This is a genomic window from Dendrosporobacter sp. 1207_IL3150 (assembly GCF_036763085.1).
Classification (GTDB): Bacteria; Bacillota; Negativicutes; order DSM-1736; family Dendrosporobacteraceae; genus JBAIYU01.
The window spans coordinates 231,742-250,806 of the sequence record NZ_JBAIYU010000007.1 but is presented as its reverse complement, the minus strand read 5'-3'; the positions used below and the strand labels follow the sequence as shown (position 1 = coordinate 250,806).

21 protein-coding genes are annotated in these 19,065 nt (G+C 34.9%); 9 read left to right on the top strand and 12 right to left on the bottom strand.

Annotated elements, in window-relative coordinates:
• The first annotated feature begins 18 nt into the window (after nt 1-18).
• The 4 genes from V6C17_RS02505 (at nt 19) to V6C17_RS02490 (ending at nt 4,639) form a co-directional block, all read left to right on the top strand.
• Nucleotides 19-492 (top strand): cytochrome c3 family protein, encoded by a 474-nt coding sequence (locus tag V6C17_RS02505; RefSeq protein WP_333520967.1) that lies wholly within the window; start codon nt 19-21, stop codon nt 490-492.
• A complete protein-coding gene (locus V6C17_RS02500) occupies nt 485-1,765 on the top strand; it encodes an ammonia-forming cytochrome c nitrite reductase subunit c552 (RefSeq protein WP_333520966.1) in 1,281 nt (426 codons plus the stop codon). Before V6C17_RS02505 ends, V6C17_RS02500 begins: the two co-directional genes overlap by 8 nt.
• A 145-nt stretch (nt 1,766-1,910) precedes the next feature.
• Entirely contained in the window at nt 1,911-3,203 is a 1,293-nt protein-coding gene (gene hcp, locus V6C17_RS02495) for a hydroxylamine reductase (RefSeq protein WP_333520965.1), read from the top strand.
• 245 nt (nt 3,204-3,448) lie between these two features.
• Complete coding sequence (locus V6C17_RS02490) at nt 3,449-4,639, top strand: anaerobic nitric oxide reductase flavorubredoxin (protein WP_333520964.1); 1,191 nt, start codon at nt 3,449-3,451, stop codon at nt 4,637-4,639.
• A 50-nt stretch (nt 4,640-4,689) separates the two neighbouring features.
• On the opposite strand, the gene arsA is transcribed toward V6C17_RS02490, so the two are convergent.
• From arsA to V6C17_RS02475, 3 genes are all read right to left on the bottom strand, one after another.
• Complete coding sequence (gene arsA, locus V6C17_RS02485) at nt 4,690-6,462, bottom strand: arsenical pump-driving ATPase (protein WP_333520963.1); 1,773 nt, start codon at nt 6,460-6,462, stop codon at nt 4,690-4,692.
• Between the two features lies 1 nt (nt 6,463).
• The gene (gene arsD, locus V6C17_RS02480) at nt 6,464-6,820 is read right to left on the bottom strand and encodes an arsenite efflux transporter metallochaperone ArsD (protein WP_333520962.1); all 357 of its coding nucleotides are present in this window, start codon (nt 6,818-6,820) and stop codon (nt 6,464-6,466) included.
• An 89-nt stretch (nt 6,821-6,909) separates the two neighbouring features.
• Nucleotides 6,910-7,224 carry an ArsR/SmtB family transcription factor gene (locus tag V6C17_RS02475; protein WP_333520961.1) on the bottom strand — a complete coding sequence of 105 codons (315 nt, stop codon included), beginning with the start codon at nt 7,222-7,224 and terminating at the stop codon, nt 6,910-6,912.
• A gap of 258 nt (nt 7,225-7,482) precedes the next feature.
• Between V6C17_RS02475 and V6C17_RS02470 the strand changes: the two genes are divergently transcribed.
• From V6C17_RS02470 to V6C17_RS02455, 4 genes are all read left to right on the top strand, one after another.
• Complete coding sequence (locus tag V6C17_RS02470; RefSeq protein ID WP_333520960.1) at nt 7,483-7,794, top strand: ArsR/SmtB family transcription factor; 312 nt, start codon at nt 7,483-7,485, stop codon at nt 7,792-7,794.
• 40 nt (nt 7,795-7,834) lie between these two features.
• Nucleotides 7,835-8,245 (top strand): arsenate reductase ArsC, encoded by a 411-nt coding sequence (locus V6C17_RS02465; RefSeq protein ID WP_333520959.1) that lies wholly within the window; start codon nt 7,835-7,837, stop codon nt 8,243-8,245.
• Between the two features lie 54 nt (nt 8,246-8,299).
• Nucleotides 8,300-8,749 (top strand): GNAT family N-acetyltransferase, encoded by a 450-nt coding sequence (locus V6C17_RS02460; RefSeq protein ID WP_333520958.1) that lies wholly within the window; start codon nt 8,300-8,302, stop codon nt 8,747-8,749.
• 262 nt (nt 8,750-9,011) lie between these two features.
• Nucleotides 9,012-9,545: a CBO0543 family protein gene (locus tag V6C17_RS02455; protein WP_333520957.1), complete on the top strand. Its 534-nt coding sequence runs from the start codon at nt 9,012-9,014 to the stop codon at nt 9,543-9,545.
• Between the two features lie 91 nt (nt 9,546-9,636).
• On the opposite strand, the gene V6C17_RS02450 is transcribed toward V6C17_RS02455, so the two are convergent.
• On the bottom strand, nt 9,637-10,368 hold the full coding sequence (locus V6C17_RS02450; protein ID WP_333520956.1) for a DUF421 domain-containing protein: 732 nt from the start codon (nt 10,366-10,368) through the stop codon (nt 9,637-9,639).
• A gap of 139 nt (nt 10,369-10,507) precedes the next feature.
• Here V6C17_RS02450 and V6C17_RS02445 point away from each other — a divergent pair, with 139 nt between their 5' ends.
• Nucleotides 10,508-11,134 carry a DUF421 domain-containing protein gene (locus V6C17_RS02445; RefSeq protein ID WP_333520955.1) on the top strand — a complete coding sequence of 209 codons (627 nt, stop codon included), beginning with the start codon at nt 10,508-10,510 and terminating at the stop codon, nt 11,132-11,134.
• A 314-nt stretch (nt 11,135-11,448) separates the two neighbouring features.
• Here V6C17_RS02445 and V6C17_RS02440 read toward each other — a convergent pair whose 3' ends face one another.
• The 8 genes from V6C17_RS02440 to V6C17_RS02405 form a co-directional block, all read right to left on the bottom strand.
• Complete coding sequence (locus tag V6C17_RS02440) at nt 11,449-11,658, bottom strand: capping complex subunit for YIEGIA (RefSeq protein ID WP_333520954.1); 210 nt, start codon at nt 11,656-11,658, stop codon at nt 11,449-11,451.
• Nucleotides 11,655-12,554 (bottom strand): YIEGIA domain-containing protein, encoded by a 900-nt coding sequence (locus tag V6C17_RS02435; RefSeq protein ID WP_333520953.1) that lies wholly within the window; start codon nt 12,552-12,554, stop codon nt 11,655-11,657. Before V6C17_RS02435 ends, V6C17_RS02440 begins: the two co-directional genes overlap by 4 nt.
• Nucleotides 12,555-12,575: 21 nt before the next feature.
• A complete protein-coding gene (locus V6C17_RS02430) occupies nt 12,576-13,175 on the bottom strand; it encodes a DUF421 domain-containing protein (RefSeq protein WP_333520952.1) in 600 nt (199 codons plus the stop codon).
• A gap of 233 nt (nt 13,176-13,408) precedes the next feature.
• The gene (locus V6C17_RS02425) at nt 13,409-13,990 is read right to left on the bottom strand and encodes a CBO0543 family protein (RefSeq protein ID WP_333520951.1); all 582 of its coding nucleotides are present in this window, start codon (nt 13,988-13,990) and stop codon (nt 13,409-13,411) included.
• Nucleotides 13,991-14,201: 211 nt separating this feature from the next.
• A complete protein-coding gene (locus V6C17_RS02420; protein ID WP_333520950.1) occupies nt 14,202-15,527 on the bottom strand; it encodes a hemolysin family protein in 1,326 nt (441 codons plus the stop codon).
• Nucleotides 15,528-15,970: 443 nt separating this feature from the next.
• Nucleotides 15,971-17,887 carry a DNA topoisomerase (ATP-hydrolyzing) subunit B gene (gyrB, locus tag V6C17_RS02415; protein WP_333520949.1) on the bottom strand — a complete coding sequence of 639 codons (1,917 nt, stop codon included), beginning with the start codon at nt 17,885-17,887 and terminating at the stop codon, nt 15,971-15,973.
• Nucleotides 17,888-17,975: 88 nt separating this feature from the next.
• Nucleotides 17,976-18,233, bottom strand: coding sequence for an extracellular matrix regulator RemB (gene remB / locus V6C17_RS02410; RefSeq protein WP_333520948.1), 258 nt, complete (start codon nt 18,231-18,233; stop codon nt 17,976-17,978).
• The gene (locus tag V6C17_RS02405) at nt 18,211-19,065 is read right to left on the bottom strand and encodes a DUF721 domain-containing protein (RefSeq protein WP_333520947.1); all 855 of its coding nucleotides are present in this window, start codon (nt 19,063-19,065) and stop codon (nt 18,211-18,213) included. Before V6C17_RS02405 ends, remB begins: the two co-directional genes overlap by 23 nt.

Genomic DNA, 19,065 nt, shown 5'->3' with positions numbered 1-19,065 from the left:
ATGGGGGGAGGGAGTTTTTTGGATACTGGTCAATTCCTTAACCGTAATGCATTAAAGATTGCCCTTGCAGTTTTTGTATTTGCGGTAGTGGGAATGCTGGTTGCTGGTGCCGGCTATGCATATTCAGATAGCCCGCAGTTTTGCGGCTCATGTCACTCTATGGTCGAACCAACTGCCAGCTGGCAGGAATCAAATCATAAGCAGTTTAAATGCACTGAATGCCACCTGCCGCAACAAAATTTAGCGACAAAATTAGTCGTTAAAGCCCAGACCGGTATGAATGACACTTACCACGAAGTACTTAGAGATTACCCTGCGACAATGGTGATATCACCCAAAGGGAAGGCAATTGTTAACGATAATTGCTTGCGATGTCATAAGTCTACTGTTGAAACCACTGCAATGATGACAAGCGGTGAAGACTGCACTAAATGTCATCGAGGTCTTGTACATGGTACAAATAAGAGCAAAGGAGGGATAAAGGTTGAGTAAACGGCAAAAATCTTTAATCGCTTTGCTATCTGTACTACTGCTTTTCTTTGGGTTTGTTATCATGAGGATTGGGGTAAAACCGGTCAACACTGTTACAGCTTCCAAAATTCCAGCAGGTGAATATGATCCTGCCGTTTGGGGACAGTACTATCCATTACAATATGCTAGCTTTAAAATGACCAGAGAGGAATCTCCATCCCCAACAGGGTATGGGGGCAGCATAATAGTTCAAAAGTCTGAAATGCAGCCTGAAATCTTGACACTATTTAAAGGCATGCCTTTTAGTAAGGACTATGGCGAGGATCGCGGTCATATTTACGCACTAGAAGATCTTCGTGAATCCAAACGAATTGGCCCAGCTAGCAAAGGGGCCTGCATAACTTGTAAAACTCCTTATGTTGAGCAAGCTTATCGTGAGATGGGCTGGGGATATGCTAATAAACCGCTCGCTGAAATGATGACAAATGCAAAACATCCCGTATCCTGCGCAAGCTGCCATGATCCAGAGACAATGAATTTAAAGATTACCAACCCGGCTTTCACTGAAGCCCAAGCTCGTAGAGGCATTGATGTAACAAAAGCTTCCCGAGAAGAAATGCGCAGTTTTGTATGTGCTCAATGTCATTCTGAGTATTACTTTGAGCCAGGCACAATGAGAGTTGTATTTCCTTGGGATAAAGGGCTTAAACCTGCCGATATGTACGCTTACTACAGTGAGAAACCGAACGGTTTTGCTCAAGACTGGCAGCATCCTGATTCGAAAGCGCCAATGTTAAAAGCTCAGCATCCTGACTATGAATTATTTGCAACAAGTACTCATGGAAAGGCTGGCGTTTCTTGTGCCGACTGTCATATGCCTTATGTAAGAAAAGACGGTCAGAAGTATAGCTCACATTGGGTAACGAGCCCATTAAAGAACATAGAAGCTTCTTGCTCATCTTGTCATACACAAGGTACAGTTTGGCTGGAAGAACGGGTAAAAACTATTCAAGATCAGACTTTTGAGCTGCAACATATGGCTGGTCAAAATATTGCTAAAGCTCACCAAGCAATACTATACGCCTCAAATCAACCTGACGTGAACCAGCAAGAGCTTGCCAAAGCACGCGAATTGGTTCGCCAGGCACAATGGTATTGGGATCTATTATCAGCCGAGAATAGTATGGGCTTCCACAATCCTTCCCAAGCCCTTAACACGTTAGGGCAGGCAAATGAACTAGCTCATCAAGCAATACAGTCTGCCAATCTGGCAGCAGGCATTAAAATGTTTTAAAGAGAAAGCATATGCTTTCTCTTTTGCTTTCTTAGTTATTATTTGAAAATTAAAAAAATATTCCTGTGAAACTATTGTCAAAAAAGGTATTTTTATGTAATTGGATAATTCTTATTATATAATACTAAAAAAGGAAGGTGTTACCATGTTTTGTTATCAATGTGAACAAACAGCAGGCGGCACAGGCTGTACTAAGGTTGGAGTATGTGGTAAAACAGAAGATATAGCAGCACTTCAAGATATGCTAATTTTTGGATTAAAGGGTATTGCAGCTTATGGTCATCATGCCAAGGAACTTGGAGCTCGTGATGAACAAGTCGACGGTTTTATGCATGATGCCTTATTTACAACCTTAACTAACGTTAATTTTGATCTAAATAAACATATTGAAATGGTATTAAAGTGCGGTGAAATGAACTACCGCATTATGGAGTTATTAGACAAAGTACATATCGAAAAATTTGGCCAGCCTGAGCCAACTGAAGTTTCGACTGGCACTAAAGGCGGTTATGGAATATTAGTTACTGGCCATGATTTACTTGATTTAGAAGAACTTTTAAAACAAACCGAAGGCATGGGTATTAATATATATACTCATGGAGAAATGCTTCCAGCTCATGCTTACCCAGCATTGAAAAAATACCCACATTTGGTTGGAAACTATGGGACTGCTTGGCAAAATCAACGTAAAGAATTTGAAGAGTTTCCTGGGGCAATTCTTGTTACCACAAACTGCGTTATGCCATTAACGGCAAAACAAACTTATGGCGATAGAATCTTTATGCGTGGTGTAACAGGCTTGCAAGGAGCAACCTACATATCTGGCAGAGATTTCACACCTATTATCGAAAAGGCTAAAGCTTTACCTAAACTAGAAGAAAAAGCTGGAGATTATACACTAACCACCGGCTTCCATCATAACGTTATTCTAAGCCTTGCTGATAAAATTGTTGATGCGGTTAAAGCAGGAAAAATTAAGCGTTTCTTCCTTATTGGCGGCTGTGACGGTGCAAAACCAGGCAGAAATTACTATACTGAGCTTGTACAAAATTTGCCTAAAGATTGTGTAGTTCTTACTGTAGCCTGTGGCAAGTATCGCTTTAATCACCTTGATCTTGGAGATATTGACGGCATTCCACGATTGCTAGATCTTGGCCAATGTAATAATGCGTACTCCGGTATCCAAGTTGCACTCGCTCTTTCCAAAGTATTTAACTGTGGAGTTAATGACTTGCCACTGAATCTAATACTTTCATGGTATGAGCAAAAAGCAGTAGCAATACTGTTTACTCTATTGCATCTAGGCGTTAAAAACATCCGTCTTGGTCCAACACCTCCTGCCTTTATTACCCCAACTGTGATGGGTGTTCTCCAGGAAAACTTCGGTATCAAATTAATAACAACACCAGAAGAAGATATTAAGGCAATATTAGGTTAATGCGTCAAAATATTTTAAGAGAAAGCACTATATGCTTTCTCTTAAAATATTTTTTAACTACAAAAATTTAATTTTTTAATTTTATTAGAAGGATTTTTATAAATAATAGATAATTATTATTATGTAGTATTAAATTAATAGATCTTGAAATTATTTATCCTTATTAAACTGTGAGGAAAATCATATGAAAAATTCTACATATTGGGTAGTATATAAAATATATCAGGATAAAGGCGGGGAATAATATGAGTTTTAAAGTAACTGATAATGTAAAATGGGTAGGAAAAATTGACTGGGAGCTAAAAAAATTCCATGGCGAAGAATACTCTACCCATAAGGGCTCAACATATAATTCATATTTAATTAGGGACGAAAAAAATGTTTTAATTGATACTGTATGGCTGCCCTTTTCCCATGAATTCGTCGATAAATTAAAAGATGAAATTGATTTAGCTCAGATTGATTATATTGTCATCAATCATGGTGAAATTGATCATAGCGGTGCTCTTCCTGAGCTTATGAAGCATATTCCTAATACTCCGATATATTGTACAGCAAATGCTGTTAAATCTCTAAAAGGCCATTACCATCAAGACTGGAATTTCAATGTTGTAAAAACTGGCGACAAGCTTAATATTGGCGCAAAAGAGTTAATATTTGTTGAAGCTCCAATGTTGCATTGGCCGGACACTATGATGTGTTATCTAACTGGCGATAATATTCTTTTCAGTAATGACGCTTTTGGGCAGCATTATGCTTCTGAGTACATGTTTAATGACTTAGTTGATCAGCATGAACTCTATCATGAATGTATTAAGTATTATGCTAATATCCTTACCCCTTTTAGCAAATTAGTAGATCGCAAAATTAAAGAAGTAGTTGGATTTAATTTACCGGTTACTATGATTTGTCCAAGTCATGGTGTTATATGGCGCGATAATCCCCTGCAAATTGTAACTAAGTATGCCGAGTGGGCTGCCGACTATCAAGAAAACCAAATTACTGTTTTCTATGATACCATGTGGGATGGAACCCGCAAAATGGCGGAAGCAATAGCTGAGGGCATTAAGTCAGCTGATCCAACTGTTAATGTTAAGTTATATAACACTGCACGCCGCGATAAAAACGATATAATAACAGAAGTATTTAAATCAAAAGCTATTGTAGTTGGCTCCCCAACGGTCAATAAAGGCATTCTATCCTCTATTGCCGGAATCATGGAAGAGATTAAAGGACTAGCCTTTAAAAATAAAAAAGCCGCTGCTTTTGGAACATATGGCTGGAGCGGCGAATCAGTAAAAGTCCTTACCGAACTTCTAAAAGAAGCTGGTTTTACTGTCGTAAATGATGGTATTAAGGGTCTATGGAATCCTGATGAAAAAACAACAGCAGACTGCGTGCAATTTGGTAGAAATTTTGTAGAACAATTAAGATAAATAATAGTAAAGCACAAAATCGAAGTAGTCAATTGACTACTTCGATTTTTTTACTCATTATCCAAATTTAACAATTCTTCATTTTTTATATCTTTTTTAAACCACTTTATTAAGACAGTACTACCATTAGATTTTTCGATAACTTTGTTTATCCACTCTACTTCGCTTTGAGACTTAGACTTAAGAAGAGGGCTTTTAGTATTAGTAAGATAGAGACTCGAATTAACTACCCACCATTTTGAACTAATACCGGCTCTCTTTAAGTCTTCGCCTAATCTAGATGCTTCATGCACGGGCGTTGCTTCAGGAAGAGTTACAATAACAACTTCTGTTTCATCAGCATTTCTAAGTCTAGGCAGAAGTTTTTTCACACTTTCCGGAATGTCACCTTGGCTTTTTTGTATTTCCTTATGATAACTTTGAGTTGCATCCAATAGTAGCAAAGTATGCCCCGTCGGTGCTGTATCAATAACAACAACTTGATTGTCAGCTTGTTCAACAATTTCAGCAAAAGCTCTAAATACTGCAATTTCTTGAGTACATGGGGATCTTAAGTCTTCTTCGATATATGCTAAGTCAGCATCACCCATTGCTTCTTTAGCTTTAGCTAAAACTTCCGCCTTATACTTTTCTAGTTCTTCGGCTTCATCAATATGACTCACTTGAAAATTATTGCTTTCCCCAACCAGAAAATTCAGATGATGAGCAGGGTCTGTTGTCGTAAGATGCACCTTTACACCCTTATTAACAAGCCCTAGAGCAATTGCTGCAGCTATAGTGCTTTTCCCAACCCCGCCTTTACCCATAGTAAAAATTACTTTCTTATTAGTACTATGAACATCTTCTATAAGCGTTTCTAGTTTATAGACTTTATTTATTTTTAAATCAGTTTTCTTTTCTTCTAGATAGTTATCATTTAGCATCATACGAATATTCTTTATACCATAAACGTTATATGCCCTAAGTGGTATATAGTAAGTGGCCAGGCTGCGCAAGTACTCAGGCATATTACTTAGATCTAGCTGCTGCTTATTAAATAAGCTTTTGGCTGTTTCATCATCTGGTTCATCTATTTCAAGTACTCCATTAATAAGTAAGGTTTGATTATTTACACCAAGATCACCAAGCTCTTCTGCAGCGCGTTTTGCTTCAAGCAATGGGGTTTTCTCTGGTCTTGAAACAAGCATAACTGTAGTCATTTCTTTGTTTGCTAGAGTATCAACAGCGTCCTTATACATTTGTTTATTACTCTCTAGTCCAGATAATTGCCCAAGACATGATGCACCGTGAGTATTTTCGCTGATAAAACTACTCCAGGCAGACGGTAGTTGGAGCATTCTCAAAGTATGTCCGGTTGGAGCAGTGTCAAAAATAATATGATCATAGCTGCTGTTAATGATTTCATCAGTTAGAAAGTGCGAAAACTCATTAAAAGCAGCAATTTCTACGGTACAAGAACCAGACAATTGCTCCTCCATATTGGCAATAACAGCGTCAGGTAATATGCCCTTATATGGCCCAATTACTTTTTCCTTATAATCGCGAGCTGCCTCGATTGGATCAAGATTTATGACCATAAGGTTCGGCACTTCTGGAATTGGTGTACCTTTGTTATCAAGCTCTACTCCAAATACATCCTGTAAATTGGAAGCTGGATCAGTACTTATTAGCAAAATTTTCTTACCGCTGTCTGCTAAGTTGACTGCTGTTGCACAAGCAGCAGACGTTTTCCCAACGCCTCCTTTACCAGTAAAGAAAACATACTTTGTCAAACTCATATTCGAAGGTTTATAGGGCTGCAATTGCATTCCCATTTTTGACATTTTAGCAACAACCTCCACTACAGCAGCACCCGCCAGCTTTAGGCTTATCTTCTATTGCTATTCCAGTCCATTGAGTAAATTCTTCATTAGTAGGGTATATTTTGGATTTTACTAAATTGCCATCAACTAAGGTAATTGGAAGTATATCCGGGCCATTCTCTTTTAACTGTCCGTTTATTAACTTATTATCGACAAACTCATTTGGCTGGCTTGATAGGTTAAATCTGGTTATATCTGCACCTTTTTGCTTAAGGTTTTCAATAACAGTGGCTACTCTTAGCAGTTCTTTATCAACACTTGCCCCGCATATTCCTGTAGAACAACACATTGCTGGATCATAAATGGTTACTTTTTTCATTTTACCACGCTCCATTTTATATAATATGGCCTTTTATCCATTGATTAAATCGGATGCCATCCGATGGATAAATAATATTAATTTTATTATTATTCACAATCATAATTAGTTACATTAATATGGGCAGGAATACCCTTAATCGTAGCATCATTTAGAAGTTCTTTCATAAAAGGAAAATCGCTGTATACTTTATCTGGTATGCTATAATGCACCCACTGTGCTTTTTTTTCGGCTTCAATGAGCCCCGCCATCCTAAGTTTGTTAAGGTGTTTAGATGTAGATGATTGTGAAATTGATAAAAGTTCTTCTATTTCACATACACATTTTTTCCCTTTTAAAAGGAAGCACATTATAGATAATCTGTTAAAATCAGCTAAAGCTTTTAGAACATCAATATAATTCATAAGTCACCTGCAATATTTTATTATATTCCAATATAGGAATATATCTATATTTATATTATATGATTATGAATACTAAATGCAACACTCCAAAATAAAAAAAAGTTAACAAACTTTTAATAATTCATTACTTGTAAATTTATTAAGATATTATTAACATATAGATGAGTATGAATATATTTTAGTGCTGCGCAAACATTAAATAGAGAAAACTAAGTTATTATAAAAAAGATTTTTTGATGTAAATGATGAGGTATATTTATGAAAATCCTACCAGATATTTTTAAAGCACTTGGCGATCCGACGCGTATGAGAATTGTTGAAATGCTTGTTGGCAAAGAGTTATGCGTTTGCGATATCTTAGATTCATTTAATATAACCCAACCAGTAATTTCCCATCATCTAAAGATACTTAAACATGCTGGGCTGGTAACAGATTCAAGAGAAGGAAAATGGGTTTATTATAGTCTTGATCATAAAGCATTTGAGTTAATAGGAAGCTTTATTGATAAAGCTAAAGGAGACTTGCACAAAAAGGAACGACAACATGCTTGTTTACCAATTCGCAAATAAATTATTATATAAATAAAATTAATTAGGAGTGATTGAAACAATGAAAAAAAAGAAAGTATTATTTCTTTGCACTCATAACTCGGCACGCTCACAAATTGCAGAAGGGCTTTTAAGAACGATATATGGGGATAAATATGAATCATATAGTGCAGGTACAGAAGTAACAAGAGTTAACCCATATGTCTTTAAATCTATGGTAGAGGCTGGGATAGATCTTAGCAGCCATCGTTCAAAGCACTTACAAGAGTTTATTAAAGATGAATTTGATTATGTTGTAACAGTTTGCGATAATGCTAGGGAAGCATGTCCCTATTTTCCTAATGCTAAACATCGGATTCATAAAAGCTTCTCTGATCCATCCAAATTTACTGGAACAGAAGAAGAAATTTTAGCTGGAGTTGCTACAGTAAGAGAAGAAATAAGAAACTGGCTGGAAGAAACATTCGGGTAGTAAGAGAACTAGATGATTAAACAAATGTCTTAAAAACTGGTGTGGGGGTAGTTTATGAGGCTGGAGATAAAAAATTCAGACATACTTTTTCAAATCAGTGAACTATTAGTTAATTCCCGACTTGTACCTGAAGGTCTTGAAAAAGAAAACCTTACCTTTTTTTATCATGTTGATGATTTAAATCAACTAATAGGTGTAATTGGTGTTGAAACATATGGTAATGTTTGTCTCCTTCGCTCATTAGCTGTAAAAGAAGATAAAAGAAATTTAGGAATTGCCCGTAATTTACTGAAGGAAGCCTTTGATTATGCATATAATGAAAAAGTTTATGATATATATCTCTTAACAGAAACTATAAGCGATATTATGACTCGCTACGGATTTAGCATTATAACAAGGAATGAAGTTCCTCCAGCTATACTAAAATCACCCTTTTTAAATGGCCTCTGTCCCTGCTCATGTCTGTTGATGCATAAGAATATTAAGCAATATAAAGATAGCTAGCTTTTAAATAAGGATATAAAAGCATCAGCGATGTTTATTTATAAACAATGCATCTACTTTATTTAGGATGCATATAAATATAAATATAAATTAACGACGTAAGTTGCTCTAAGTTATAATACAGCTTTTTATATCCAATATAGAATACAATATAAAGCTTTCAGTTCACTATAAACTACTTTTATCTTTTTAATAAGTGATTAGTTTATAAAGCATAATTTATACAAAAATTAGCATTAAATCATTATACAAGGATGTCTCTATGGAAATTTTTATCTTTAGAATTTGCTTTATTCTCATATTTCTTCTTATTATTATAAAATTACGAGATCGTATTAAATGGCAGAAATGTTATCCAACCATCCTTTTTGTAACTACTATTAATTTAGCAGCAAGTTTTTTAACATACCATCATGGGTTATGGAACTATAATCCTGATATTTTTGTTAAAACCCAAACTTCTGTCGAATTAATAAACAGTTTTTTTATGTTGCCAGTCACTACTTTAATTTATCTTTCTCTTTATCCATACAACACAAGCAATATCCTTCAAATTGGCTATATTGCTTTATGGGTAGGTATATTTGCAGTATTGGAATTTATTGATCATTACGTAGTCGGCGGTATTTATTACTCGAACGGTTGGTCATGGTTAACATCTGCAATATTTGATATTGCTATGTTCTCCATTATACGCCTGCATTTTTCGAGACCAAGCTGGGCATGGGTAAGTTGTTTTTTCGTAACTCTAATCATTGTATTTGTCTTTGATTTTTATTCTGGTGAGTTTAAATAATTATATAAATTATAGCTTCTATAAAAATTAAGAAAAGAGCGGAGAAAACTCAGAACTTCTGTTTTTCTCCGCTCTTTTCTTAGTATTCTGACTAATGATATAAAGGAGTAATATCAGTTTCCGATTTTGAATTATCCGGTTTTGATATATGTAATTCTTTTTTATCATTAACAGAAGCAAAAAAGACTTTTTCAAATTCATCTATTCCTTTTTCTTTAAGTTGACTACTCAACCAGTTTTCGTTCAGTCCTAAACCTGATAATACTTTTCTATATATACATCCTTCAACGATAACAGGATAAGCTATATCTCCTTTATATTTAGAAATACCTATGTCTTTAAGAGTTAATGGAGATTTTTCAGGATTTTTGTATACCGAAATTCTACCGTTTGACTCTACAAGCGCTAGTTGTACTTCACTTATGTCAAAAACTCCTTCCTCTCTAAGTAATTCTAATACATTATCAATTGAATAGTTAATGCTTCTTAAATTCTTTACAAGAAAATTTCCATCCTTTATAACTACTACCGGATCGAATGTAGTCATTTTTCTAAACTTAGTATTACGCATACACAACTCAGAGTAAGTCCGCTGTAACAAACCAATTGCTATTATTGCAAAAGCTGTATGTATGTGATTAATTTGTGGATCAGCTATATCTGCACCTACTACTGCCCCTAGACTTAAAATTATTAAAAAATCAAATACAGGTAATTCACCTACAGATCTTCTGCCCATAAACAAAGCAATCATTAGCATCAACGGTAGAATTGTAACAATTCTACCAAGAATTTTTAATAAATCCTTAAGTATGTCCTCCATATTGTCACTCCCTACTAGATTTGCACTTATTTAGTCTATAAAATACTAAAGGCAATTATCCATCAATAACCAAGCTTAAGAGATTTAAAGATCGGTATACTATTAATAAAATTGAAATTCCAATTCATGAGGTGTTATTGTGGATTATATTTTAATTGCACAAACAATATCAGTAGTTCTTCTAGGAGGCCTTTTATTAAGAATTGCTGGTCGAAAATCATTAGCTCAAATGACTGTTGCTGAGACTGTTGTAATGATTTCAATTGGTAGTCTGCTTGTCCAGCCTCTTGCTGAAGAAAGTCTGTTAGTAACTTTCGGTGTTGCAGCAACAATGGTTATAACTACACGGCTGCTTGGTTATCTCCAGATAAAATTCAACTGGATTGAGAAAATATTTACAGGGAAATCTCTTGTAATTATAGAGAATGGCCAACTAAACGTCCCTAATTTAGCTAAGGTTGCACTTACTGTTGATCAGCTCGAGATGCAGTTAAGACAGAGCAACGTTAAGAATATTGAGGATATCCAGTGGGGTACTATTGAACCAAACGGCAGAGTAGGCTTTGTTTTAAAAGAAAGTGCCCAACCAGTAACCCGTGAGGATCTCGATAAACTGATAAATTTAATAAATCAGCGACTACCTATTAATAATTTTAAAAATAGTCTGCAATCTGAAAATAATCCATTTCAAACTCAAAATGAGGACACTAATATCTTCACTGAAATTTCTAATATTCCGAATAAAAAATTAAATCAAATGCACTAACGAAAGGAAGTATCTACGTGGGTTATAAGAATAATGTAAGCTATCGAAGGAGTCCTTTAGCACTAACCCAGTCCCTTAAAATTAAAAGTAAGCCAAAGTTTAGCAATTACTCTATTGGACCAGTAAAAGATAATTACGGCTATATAGGTTTTACTGATCAGCGCGGTTAAAATTATTAATCGACACTGAGATGCATTAGTTACCTCCTTTATAAATCTAAATGGTATTGTTACCAGTTTTTAAAAAATCACCCCGGCTTAATTAATAAATTATCAAAAAAATAAAGGAGAGCTATTGGCTCTCCTTTGCTTTAATCAGTGTAGTATTAGATAAATGCCGTTGCTAAGCTTTAATACATCTGCTTTTACAGCTTTAGCAATATCTAACATAAGTTTCTTTTGTTCTTCTTCATCTTTGGCTTTAACAACTAAAGCGCTTCCCCCTTGAATATCATGCTGAGGGAGAACAACTGCGGCAATTATATTACCTGTTTGTTGTTGGGATCTCTCTTTAATATAAATCACCTACTCATAATACTATAGCTTTTCTTTACCGACTCCAAAAGTGGAGTATTTTTTACTACACTAATCAGCTTATCAACGTCTCTTATTATTGGTACAAAAACTATTACTGTTTTACCAGTAGCAAAGTCCTTTCTAGTGAAGTGGTACCGTTTTACTCCAAGTGTACGAGTTGCTTCAAATAGCATTGCTTTTCTTTGTCCAAAGTTATCAAGCGTTATACTAAAATGATCTTCTTTTGGTTCTATAACAATTGCCATACCTTCATCAAGGAGCATTTTTTCGGCATTATCCGTACCAACGAGATTACTTATAAATATTTCATCTACAAATAAACTTGATTCTTTAATTTCGATATGGCCTATGGAAATTTTGGCAATATCGTTGACAATCCTACCTTTAGAAAATTGACTAATAAAATAGTACAATATAAAACTAACTATAATTCCAGATATTGAACTTATAATAGGACCAGACTCTTTTAGTAGTTCAATTGTAATACCAGCACTAATGGCTATCATAAGGGCAAAATAGTTCCTTGATTCGAAAGATTTAGCTATACCATCTATGTATGCGTCACCACGTGGTGTAAACTCTGTATTCTCTAAATCTTTGAGACTGTCTTTTTCTGTTTTACGTACATCTCTAAATTGCGTCAGTGCTAAAGCTAGAAAAGTTACAGCTGTATAGTTCTTTGACATAAGAGCTGGAATAGCTACTGCTCCTAGAGACGCTGAAATAAATCCTGTAACGATGTGAATCATGTACCCATTAGGGTAGGAAGGATATTGCCGATAATCCACCTTTAAAGCAAGGAAGCGTGCTAATGTCCCCATAACAGTTGCAATCACTATTAATAATAAATCGTGACTATTTAAAACACCTTGCCCTGCTCCCATCTTTTATCCTCCCAGTTTTCCTTAATGTAGCACTTTTTCAAAAACATCATTACTAGATTTTTCTTTGGAATAACCTTCTTTAACTTGATTTATTGGCTTATGCACTCTAAGAGTGGCATCTATAGCATCTAGCCGACTTATTATTTGATAATACTCTCTCTTACTGATTGGCTGATAATCATCTTTTAGAACGTAGCCAAATTGACCATTAGGTTCAATCGTTGCGCATCTCACCTCATCCACAGTTGCTATACTTGCTTGTCTAAGTTCCATTTCTAACTGTTCAATTGTCATTCGTACTCGCTTTAAGTTTTCTCTATTTATCTTTCCATCTTTAATCAGAATCACTGGTTCGCCAGTAAACAGCTTTTTCATATATGGAAATCTTATCTCAGAAAACTCAATGATAATGAGTGTCGCAACCGCAATACCAACAATAAAGAATGTATTTGTAAGTGAAGTACCAACTAAAGGCTCTATAAGTACTGTTCCTATCGCCAACATAACTACAGTCTGGGCAATCGTCATTTGTGCAAGTGACTTTCTACCTGCTATACGCAATAATAAAGTACCATAAATAATAGTAGCCATAGTTTTAAAAACTAATGATAACCAATCCAAATATATCTTCCTTACTCCATTAAGGATTATTTATTTACTAATATAAACTGGTATATAATCCTTTACGCATTTACTCAAATATAATGTGAAATATAGAGACTTTTATACGGTTTACAAGAAAACAAATTACCCATTTAAAAGATATATTTTCTCTATAATAAGGCACCAATTAAAAATTGTTAGCCTTTTGTTATTATTGATTTGAACTTTTAACTTTATCATATTATGAGTAATTACCATAAACAGTAAAAGTTATTTGTATTTCTTAGCTTTAGTTGTATCAAGATTAGCCAATCGACAATATACTTACAAACAGCTCCAATTAAAATAAATATCGGGAAAGAATAAATATATTTCCAACCAGTTGTATTATATACTTTTAAGTATTCTAAAAGAGGCTCGCCGATAAACGAGAATATTGCTGATATAATAATAGTCACCTTAAGATACAAATGCCATGTGGGATAGTATTGATATATTATCATAAATGTTATTGGAAAAACGGTAGTATCCATGGAAAACATATGAGGTAGTTTAGCTGCTAGTTTTATAGGGTAATTCCATAGTTGATAGGATACCCCAATCGCATCCATGCCTGTAGTAAGTACAAAAATCAATATTCCAAAAAGTGAAATTTCAACTATTTTCTTTTTGTTTACGATTTTGATCCACAACAACCAAGGTGCAAATAGAAAGAACACTAATGACCACCATTGCCAGGTAAATGCTTCATAGTGTAGCCAATGATCTTGCCGTAACTTAAGGAAAAGTGCATGCATATTTAAAATCTGTTTTAATGATTCTGCCTCGTTCATTAACTACCTCTCCCAACTACGCTTGTTTCCATATTGCCAAGGAATTATATACTAGTCTTATTCAATTTCCATCTTTTTATTAATTTTCTTTATAATTTAAAGGGCTATCCAAGATACTCGTATCTCTGGATAGCCCTTTAAATTAGTACTAGATTTATGATTATTGGATTATTTAATATAATTTAACTATTAATTGAGCCATAACCCAATATTAATAATCAACCTTTTCACCCAATGATTTTTCACTTTTACGAATTAACACTCGTGTAATACGCATATTGTCTACTTCCTCGATAATAAATTGATATTTCCCATAGCTGATTTGCTTGCCAATCGGAGGAGGCATTTCCACCTGCGATGACACCCAGCCACCTATAGTATCAACATCTTCTGCATTCAAGTCTAATTCAAAAATTTCATTTACTTCCTCTATTAGGAGGCGACCATCTACAGAATGAACATTATTATCTCTGATTTCTACTATAGGACGCTCTTCATCAAATTCATCCTGGATTTCTCCGACGATTTCTTCCAATATATCTTCTACCGTTACCAATCCAGCAGTACCACCGTATTCATCGATTACTATAGCTATTTGAGCCCTATCTTTTTGCATAGCTTTTAGTAAGTTACTAATTGGCATTGACTCAGGTACAGCCATTATATCTCTTGCTATCTCTCGTAGAGTTGGCTTTTGTCCTCTTGCTAACGCTGCGAGTAAATCTTTGATATGAACAAACCCAATAATATTATCTTTATCTGGATCGCAGACTGGGTATCGGGTAAGCTGCTCCGTTAAGGCTTTTTCTAAACTTTCCTCAAATGAGTCCTGCACATAAAGACAAAACATATCTGTACGCGGAATCATGACCTCACTTACATGCCGTTCGGCAAAATCAAAAATATTATCTACATAAGTTAATTCTGTTTTATTAATAAAACCTTGTTTATGGCTTTCTTCCATAAGGATACGAATTTCTTCCTCAGTATGTGCTGCTTCATGCTCACCTGCCACTTGAATGCCAACCAAACGTAGTATCCAGTTAGCGATACCATTCAATATCCATATAAACGGATACATCAACTTATAAAAAGCAATAAGAGGTAAAGATGTCCAAATAGTTACACTATCTGCCTTTTGTATAGCTAACGATTTCGGAGCCAATTCGCCAAGGATAATATGAAGTGCTGTAATAATAGAAAAAGCAATTGTAAAGGCAACAGTGTGAATCATTGTTTCTGACAAGCCTAACTCTACCAAAACCGGCTCTATCATACTCGCTATGGCTGGCTCGCCGACCCATCCTAACCCCAATGAGGCTAATGTTATCCCAAGCTGACAGGCCGATAAATATGCATCTAGACTGTCTACCAACTTTTTAGCATATTTGGCACGCGTATTACCCTCCAGTACAAGAGTATCAATTCTTGTACTTCGCACTTTAACCATTGCAAATTCAGCAGCAACAAAAAAACCATTTAAAAGTACTAAAAATATAACCAGTGATATATTCCACAAAATAGACGCAGGGTCCAATAAATTCCGAACTCCTAATCTAACATAGGAGTATCGGTTCACCTCCTTTTATCTTAAAACATACTCCATTATATCAGAACATAATTAAATAGTAAATTATGGAACGGTAACAAAAGTGCTTCGAATAATTATTGGGGACTGTTTGGTAAACTGATTAACATGAGTAATTTCCAGGTTAATATTGATATCAGTTAAGATATAACGATTAGTTAGCAAAACCAAATGAATTTTTTAACATTAATTTTGGATCATTATTATTTAGCCATATAAATATTAAATTTGTCGGCAGTTGTATATAAAACGACAGGAGCTATTTATGTTTTATAAAGCATGAAAAATATAATATAAAACGTGGATAGTTTGTAACTATCCACGTTTTATACATTTTTTTACATTTTGAAGAACAAGTTATTGCTTTTGTATTACATTGCGCACAATAAAAATTATATATCTAAGTTTCTTACTTCCTCAGCATGATCCTCTATAAATTTACGGCGTGGTTCAACTTTATCTCCCATTAGTATGGAGAAAATTTCATCTGCTTTAATAGCATCTTCAAGGGTTACCTGGAGGATTGTTCGGCCTTCGGGATTCATAGTTGTTTCCCATAGCTGATCCGGATTCATTTCACCTAGACCCTTATATCGTTGAACATTAATATTTTCACGACCGATTCTGTTAAGCAGGTTATCAAGCTCATCATCGCTATATAAATACCAACTTTCGCGGCCTTTTTTTACTAAATAAAGAGGCGGCTGAGCTATATAAATTCTTCCCGCTTCTAAAAGCGGCTGCATATAGCGATAAAAGAAAGTAAGCAATAGGGTGCGTATATGTGCCCCGTCGACATCAGCATCTGTCATTATAATTATTTTGCCGTAACGGCTTTTATCTAAATCGAACTCATCAGCAATGCCATTACCAAAAGCAGTAATCATTGTTCTGATTTCTTCGTTATTTAGTATTTTATCAAGACGTGCTTTTTCAACGTTTATTATTTTTCCGCGCAAAGGGAGAATGGCCTGAAATCTTCTGTCACGACCCTGTTTAGCTGATCCGCCGGCAGAGTCACCCTCAACAAGATAAATTTCTGTTTGCATCGGATCTTTAAGGGAGCAGTCTGCAAGTTTTCCTGGTAACGAACTAAATTCTAAAGCGTTTTTACGTCTAGTTAATTCGCGAGCCTTACGAGCTGCTTCACGAGCACGAGCCGCCATAACGGCTTTCTCAATTATTTTCTTAGTTACAGCCGGATTCTCTTCAAAGAACTCGTTAAGTCCTTCACTTACAATAGAATCCACTATTCCACGAACTTCGCTATTACCAAGTTTAGTTTTAGTCTGTCCTTCAAATTGAGGTTCGCGAATTTTAACACTAATAATTCCGGTTAAACCTTCGCGTATATCTTCGCCGCTTAAGTTTTCATCAGCTTCCTTAAGCATATTGAACTTACGGGCAAAATCATTTGCTGTACGCGTCAGAGCAATTTTAAAACCGCTAAGATGTGTTCCACCCTCTTGAGTATTGATATTATTTACAAAGCTGAAAATATTTTCAACATAACTGTTATTATATTGAATTGCAATTTCAACCATCGTTGTATCTTTAATACCACTAAAATATATAGGTTCAGGGTGAACAACATCTTTGTTTTTGTTTAAATGCTGGACAAACGAGCGAATACCACCCTCAAAATAGAAGGTTTCACTATTATTATCTCGTTCATCAGAAAGAGTAATATTAATGCCCTTATTCAGAAAGGCTAATTCCCTTAATCGCTGTTTTAGGATATCAAAACTATATTCAGTTTCTTCAAATATTTCTGAATCAGGTTTAAATGTGACTTTAGTACCCGTTTCCTGCGTAGTACCAATTACAGCTAATTCTTTTACAGTATTACCGCGTTCAAACGTTATTTGATGGATCTTACCATTACGTTTAACTTCAACTTCTAGAATGCTGCTCAAGGCATTAACAACTGATACACCTACGCCATGCAAACCTCCTGACACCTTATAACCTTCTCCGCCAAACTTACCGCCTGCATGCAGAACAGTAAGAACGACTTCAACCGCGGGCTTTCCAATTTCATGCATATCAACTGGAATACCGCGGCCATTATCTGTAACTGTAATGCTGTTGTCGTTATGTATGACAACCTGAACTTTATCGCAATACCCAGCCAAAGCTTCATCAATACTATTATCTACAACTTCATAAACAAGATGATGTAAACCTTTTGATGAGGTACTACCAATATACATACCCGGACGCTTACGAACAGCTTCTAGACCTTCTAGTACTTGTATCTGACCAGCACCATAACTACCGCTTACAGTAGTAGTTTCGTTATTACTCATATTCAACCCCCAATTAGAAAAAGGCTATCACCATGCGAAAAACTAGGCGAAAGCTTAATCGTTATAATCATCTATAGAAAATGATTAATTACTCATCATCATCATGATATAGGAAAGATTCAGCTCGTTTTTTTAATGTTACCGAAGATATAGCTGACAAAAATATTTTTTTATTAGTTATTACAAAGCTTTTTGCATTGTCGGTCGAAATATCAACTACAAGATTTTTATCTTGCATATTTTTGATAAATTCTTTATTTATTCCAGAGCGAAATGATTTGAGATCATTTATGGCGATTACATCTCTTAGTGCAACAACAGTATCAGAGCCTAGGTGTAGAAACATAGTTTTTCCTCCCAAACTTGTCCAGCGTTCTCTTAATCAGTTTCTCATTAACCTCTTCAGGTTTTGCTCCAGTAGATAACATAACTAGTGTTAATAAGTTTAAATTATCATTTTTGCCATTATTTATTTCGGCAGCTACAAGCATCATTAACGATGTTTTTGCGTTTATAAATTCGTGAGGCAAACAATCAATGTATTTGTTTAGTTCTGCATAAGTCAACCATGGAGCTTCACTCAACATCTTTCTAATATCGCAAATTTTCTTTTCTCTATTATCAATTGAGCAAACAGTACAATATAAAACATCACTAGGACATAAACTATCACAATTAGCGCATTTATGCCAGTTATTTATTTTTTTTAACTTTTTAAAGGCTAAATGTTTCTTAGCAATTCGCAATATTTTTCGCTGTAAATTATCATCACTAACAACATTTGCTAAATTATTAGCTTGACTTAATTCGGTATCATCAAGTTTTATCATTTTAAGCTTTTGGTTAATAGTTTCATAATTTTCCTGATCTTCGTCATAATTCTGGTATTTTTTGAAATATCCTGCTTGAAATCTTATATCATTAACTAGTTTTTCTCCGATAAAATCGTTTACCTTGTTAATAATTTCATCTTTCATCATTGATAAATGGTGGCACCAGACCGAATTATTAACAGCGATAATCATAACGCCCCGCTGCACTGAAGTAGGTGATGCATGAGCTGCTATATCATCACCTACAATCTTAGGCCAATTTAAAACTGCCCATTCTGTATTATACTTTTTTGCTATTCCTAGATTCTTTATTGTATTTGGTATTATTTCCCTTAATTGTTTCAT

Excerpts from the sequence above, each read along its gene's own strand:
- hcp (WP_333520965.1), top strand. The coding sequence starts at position 1,911 with ATGTTTTGTTATCAATGTGAACAAACAGCAGGCGGCACAGGCTGTACT.
- V6C17_RS02490 (WP_333520964.1), top strand. The coding sequence starts at position 3,449 with ATGAGTTTTAAAGTAACTGATAATGTAAAATGGGTAGGAAAAATTGAC.
- arsA (WP_333520963.1), bottom strand. The coding sequence starts at position 6,462 with ATGTCAAAAATGGGAATGCAATTGCAGCCCTATAAACCTTCGAATATG.
- arsD (WP_333520962.1), bottom strand. The coding sequence starts at position 6,820 with ATGAAAAAAGTAACCATTTATGATCCAGCAATGTGTTGTTCTACAGGA.
- V6C17_RS02475 (WP_333520961.1), bottom strand. The coding sequence starts at position 7,224 with ATGAATTATATTGATGTTCTAAAAGCTTTAGCTGATTTTAACAGATTA.
- V6C17_RS02470 (WP_333520960.1), top strand. The coding sequence starts at position 7,483 with ATGAAAATCCTACCAGATATTTTTAAAGCACTTGGCGATCCGACGCGT.
- V6C17_RS02465 (WP_333520959.1), top strand. The coding sequence starts at position 7,835 with ATGAAAAAAAAGAAAGTATTATTTCTTTGCACTCATAACTCGGCACGC.
- V6C17_RS02460 (WP_333520958.1), top strand. The coding sequence starts at position 8,300 with ATGAGGCTGGAGATAAAAAATTCAGACATACTTTTTCAAATCAGTGAA.
- V6C17_RS02455 (WP_333520957.1), top strand. The coding sequence starts at position 9,012 with ATGGAAATTTTTATCTTTAGAATTTGCTTTATTCTCATATTTCTTCTT.
- V6C17_RS02450 (WP_333520956.1), bottom strand. The coding sequence starts at position 10,368 with ATGGAGGACATACTTAAGGATTTATTAAAAATTCTTGGTAGAATTGTT.
- V6C17_RS02435 (WP_333520953.1), bottom strand. The coding sequence starts at position 12,554 with ATGGGAGCAGGGCAAGGTGTTTTAAATAGTCACGATTTATTATTAATA.
- V6C17_RS02425 (WP_333520951.1), bottom strand. The coding sequence starts at position 13,990 with ATGAACGAGGCAGAATCATTAAAACAGATTTTAAATATGCATGCACTT.
- gyrB (WP_333520949.1), bottom strand. The coding sequence starts at position 17,887 with ATGAGTAATAACGAAACTACTACTGTAAGCGGTAGTTATGGTGCTGGT.
- remB (WP_333520948.1), bottom strand. The coding sequence starts at position 18,233 with ATGTTTCTACACCTAGGCTCTGATACTGTTGTTGCACTAAGAGATGTA.
- V6C17_RS02405 (WP_333520947.1), bottom strand. The coding sequence starts at position 19,065 with ATGAAACAATTAAGGGAAATAATACCAAATACAATAAAGAATCTAGGA.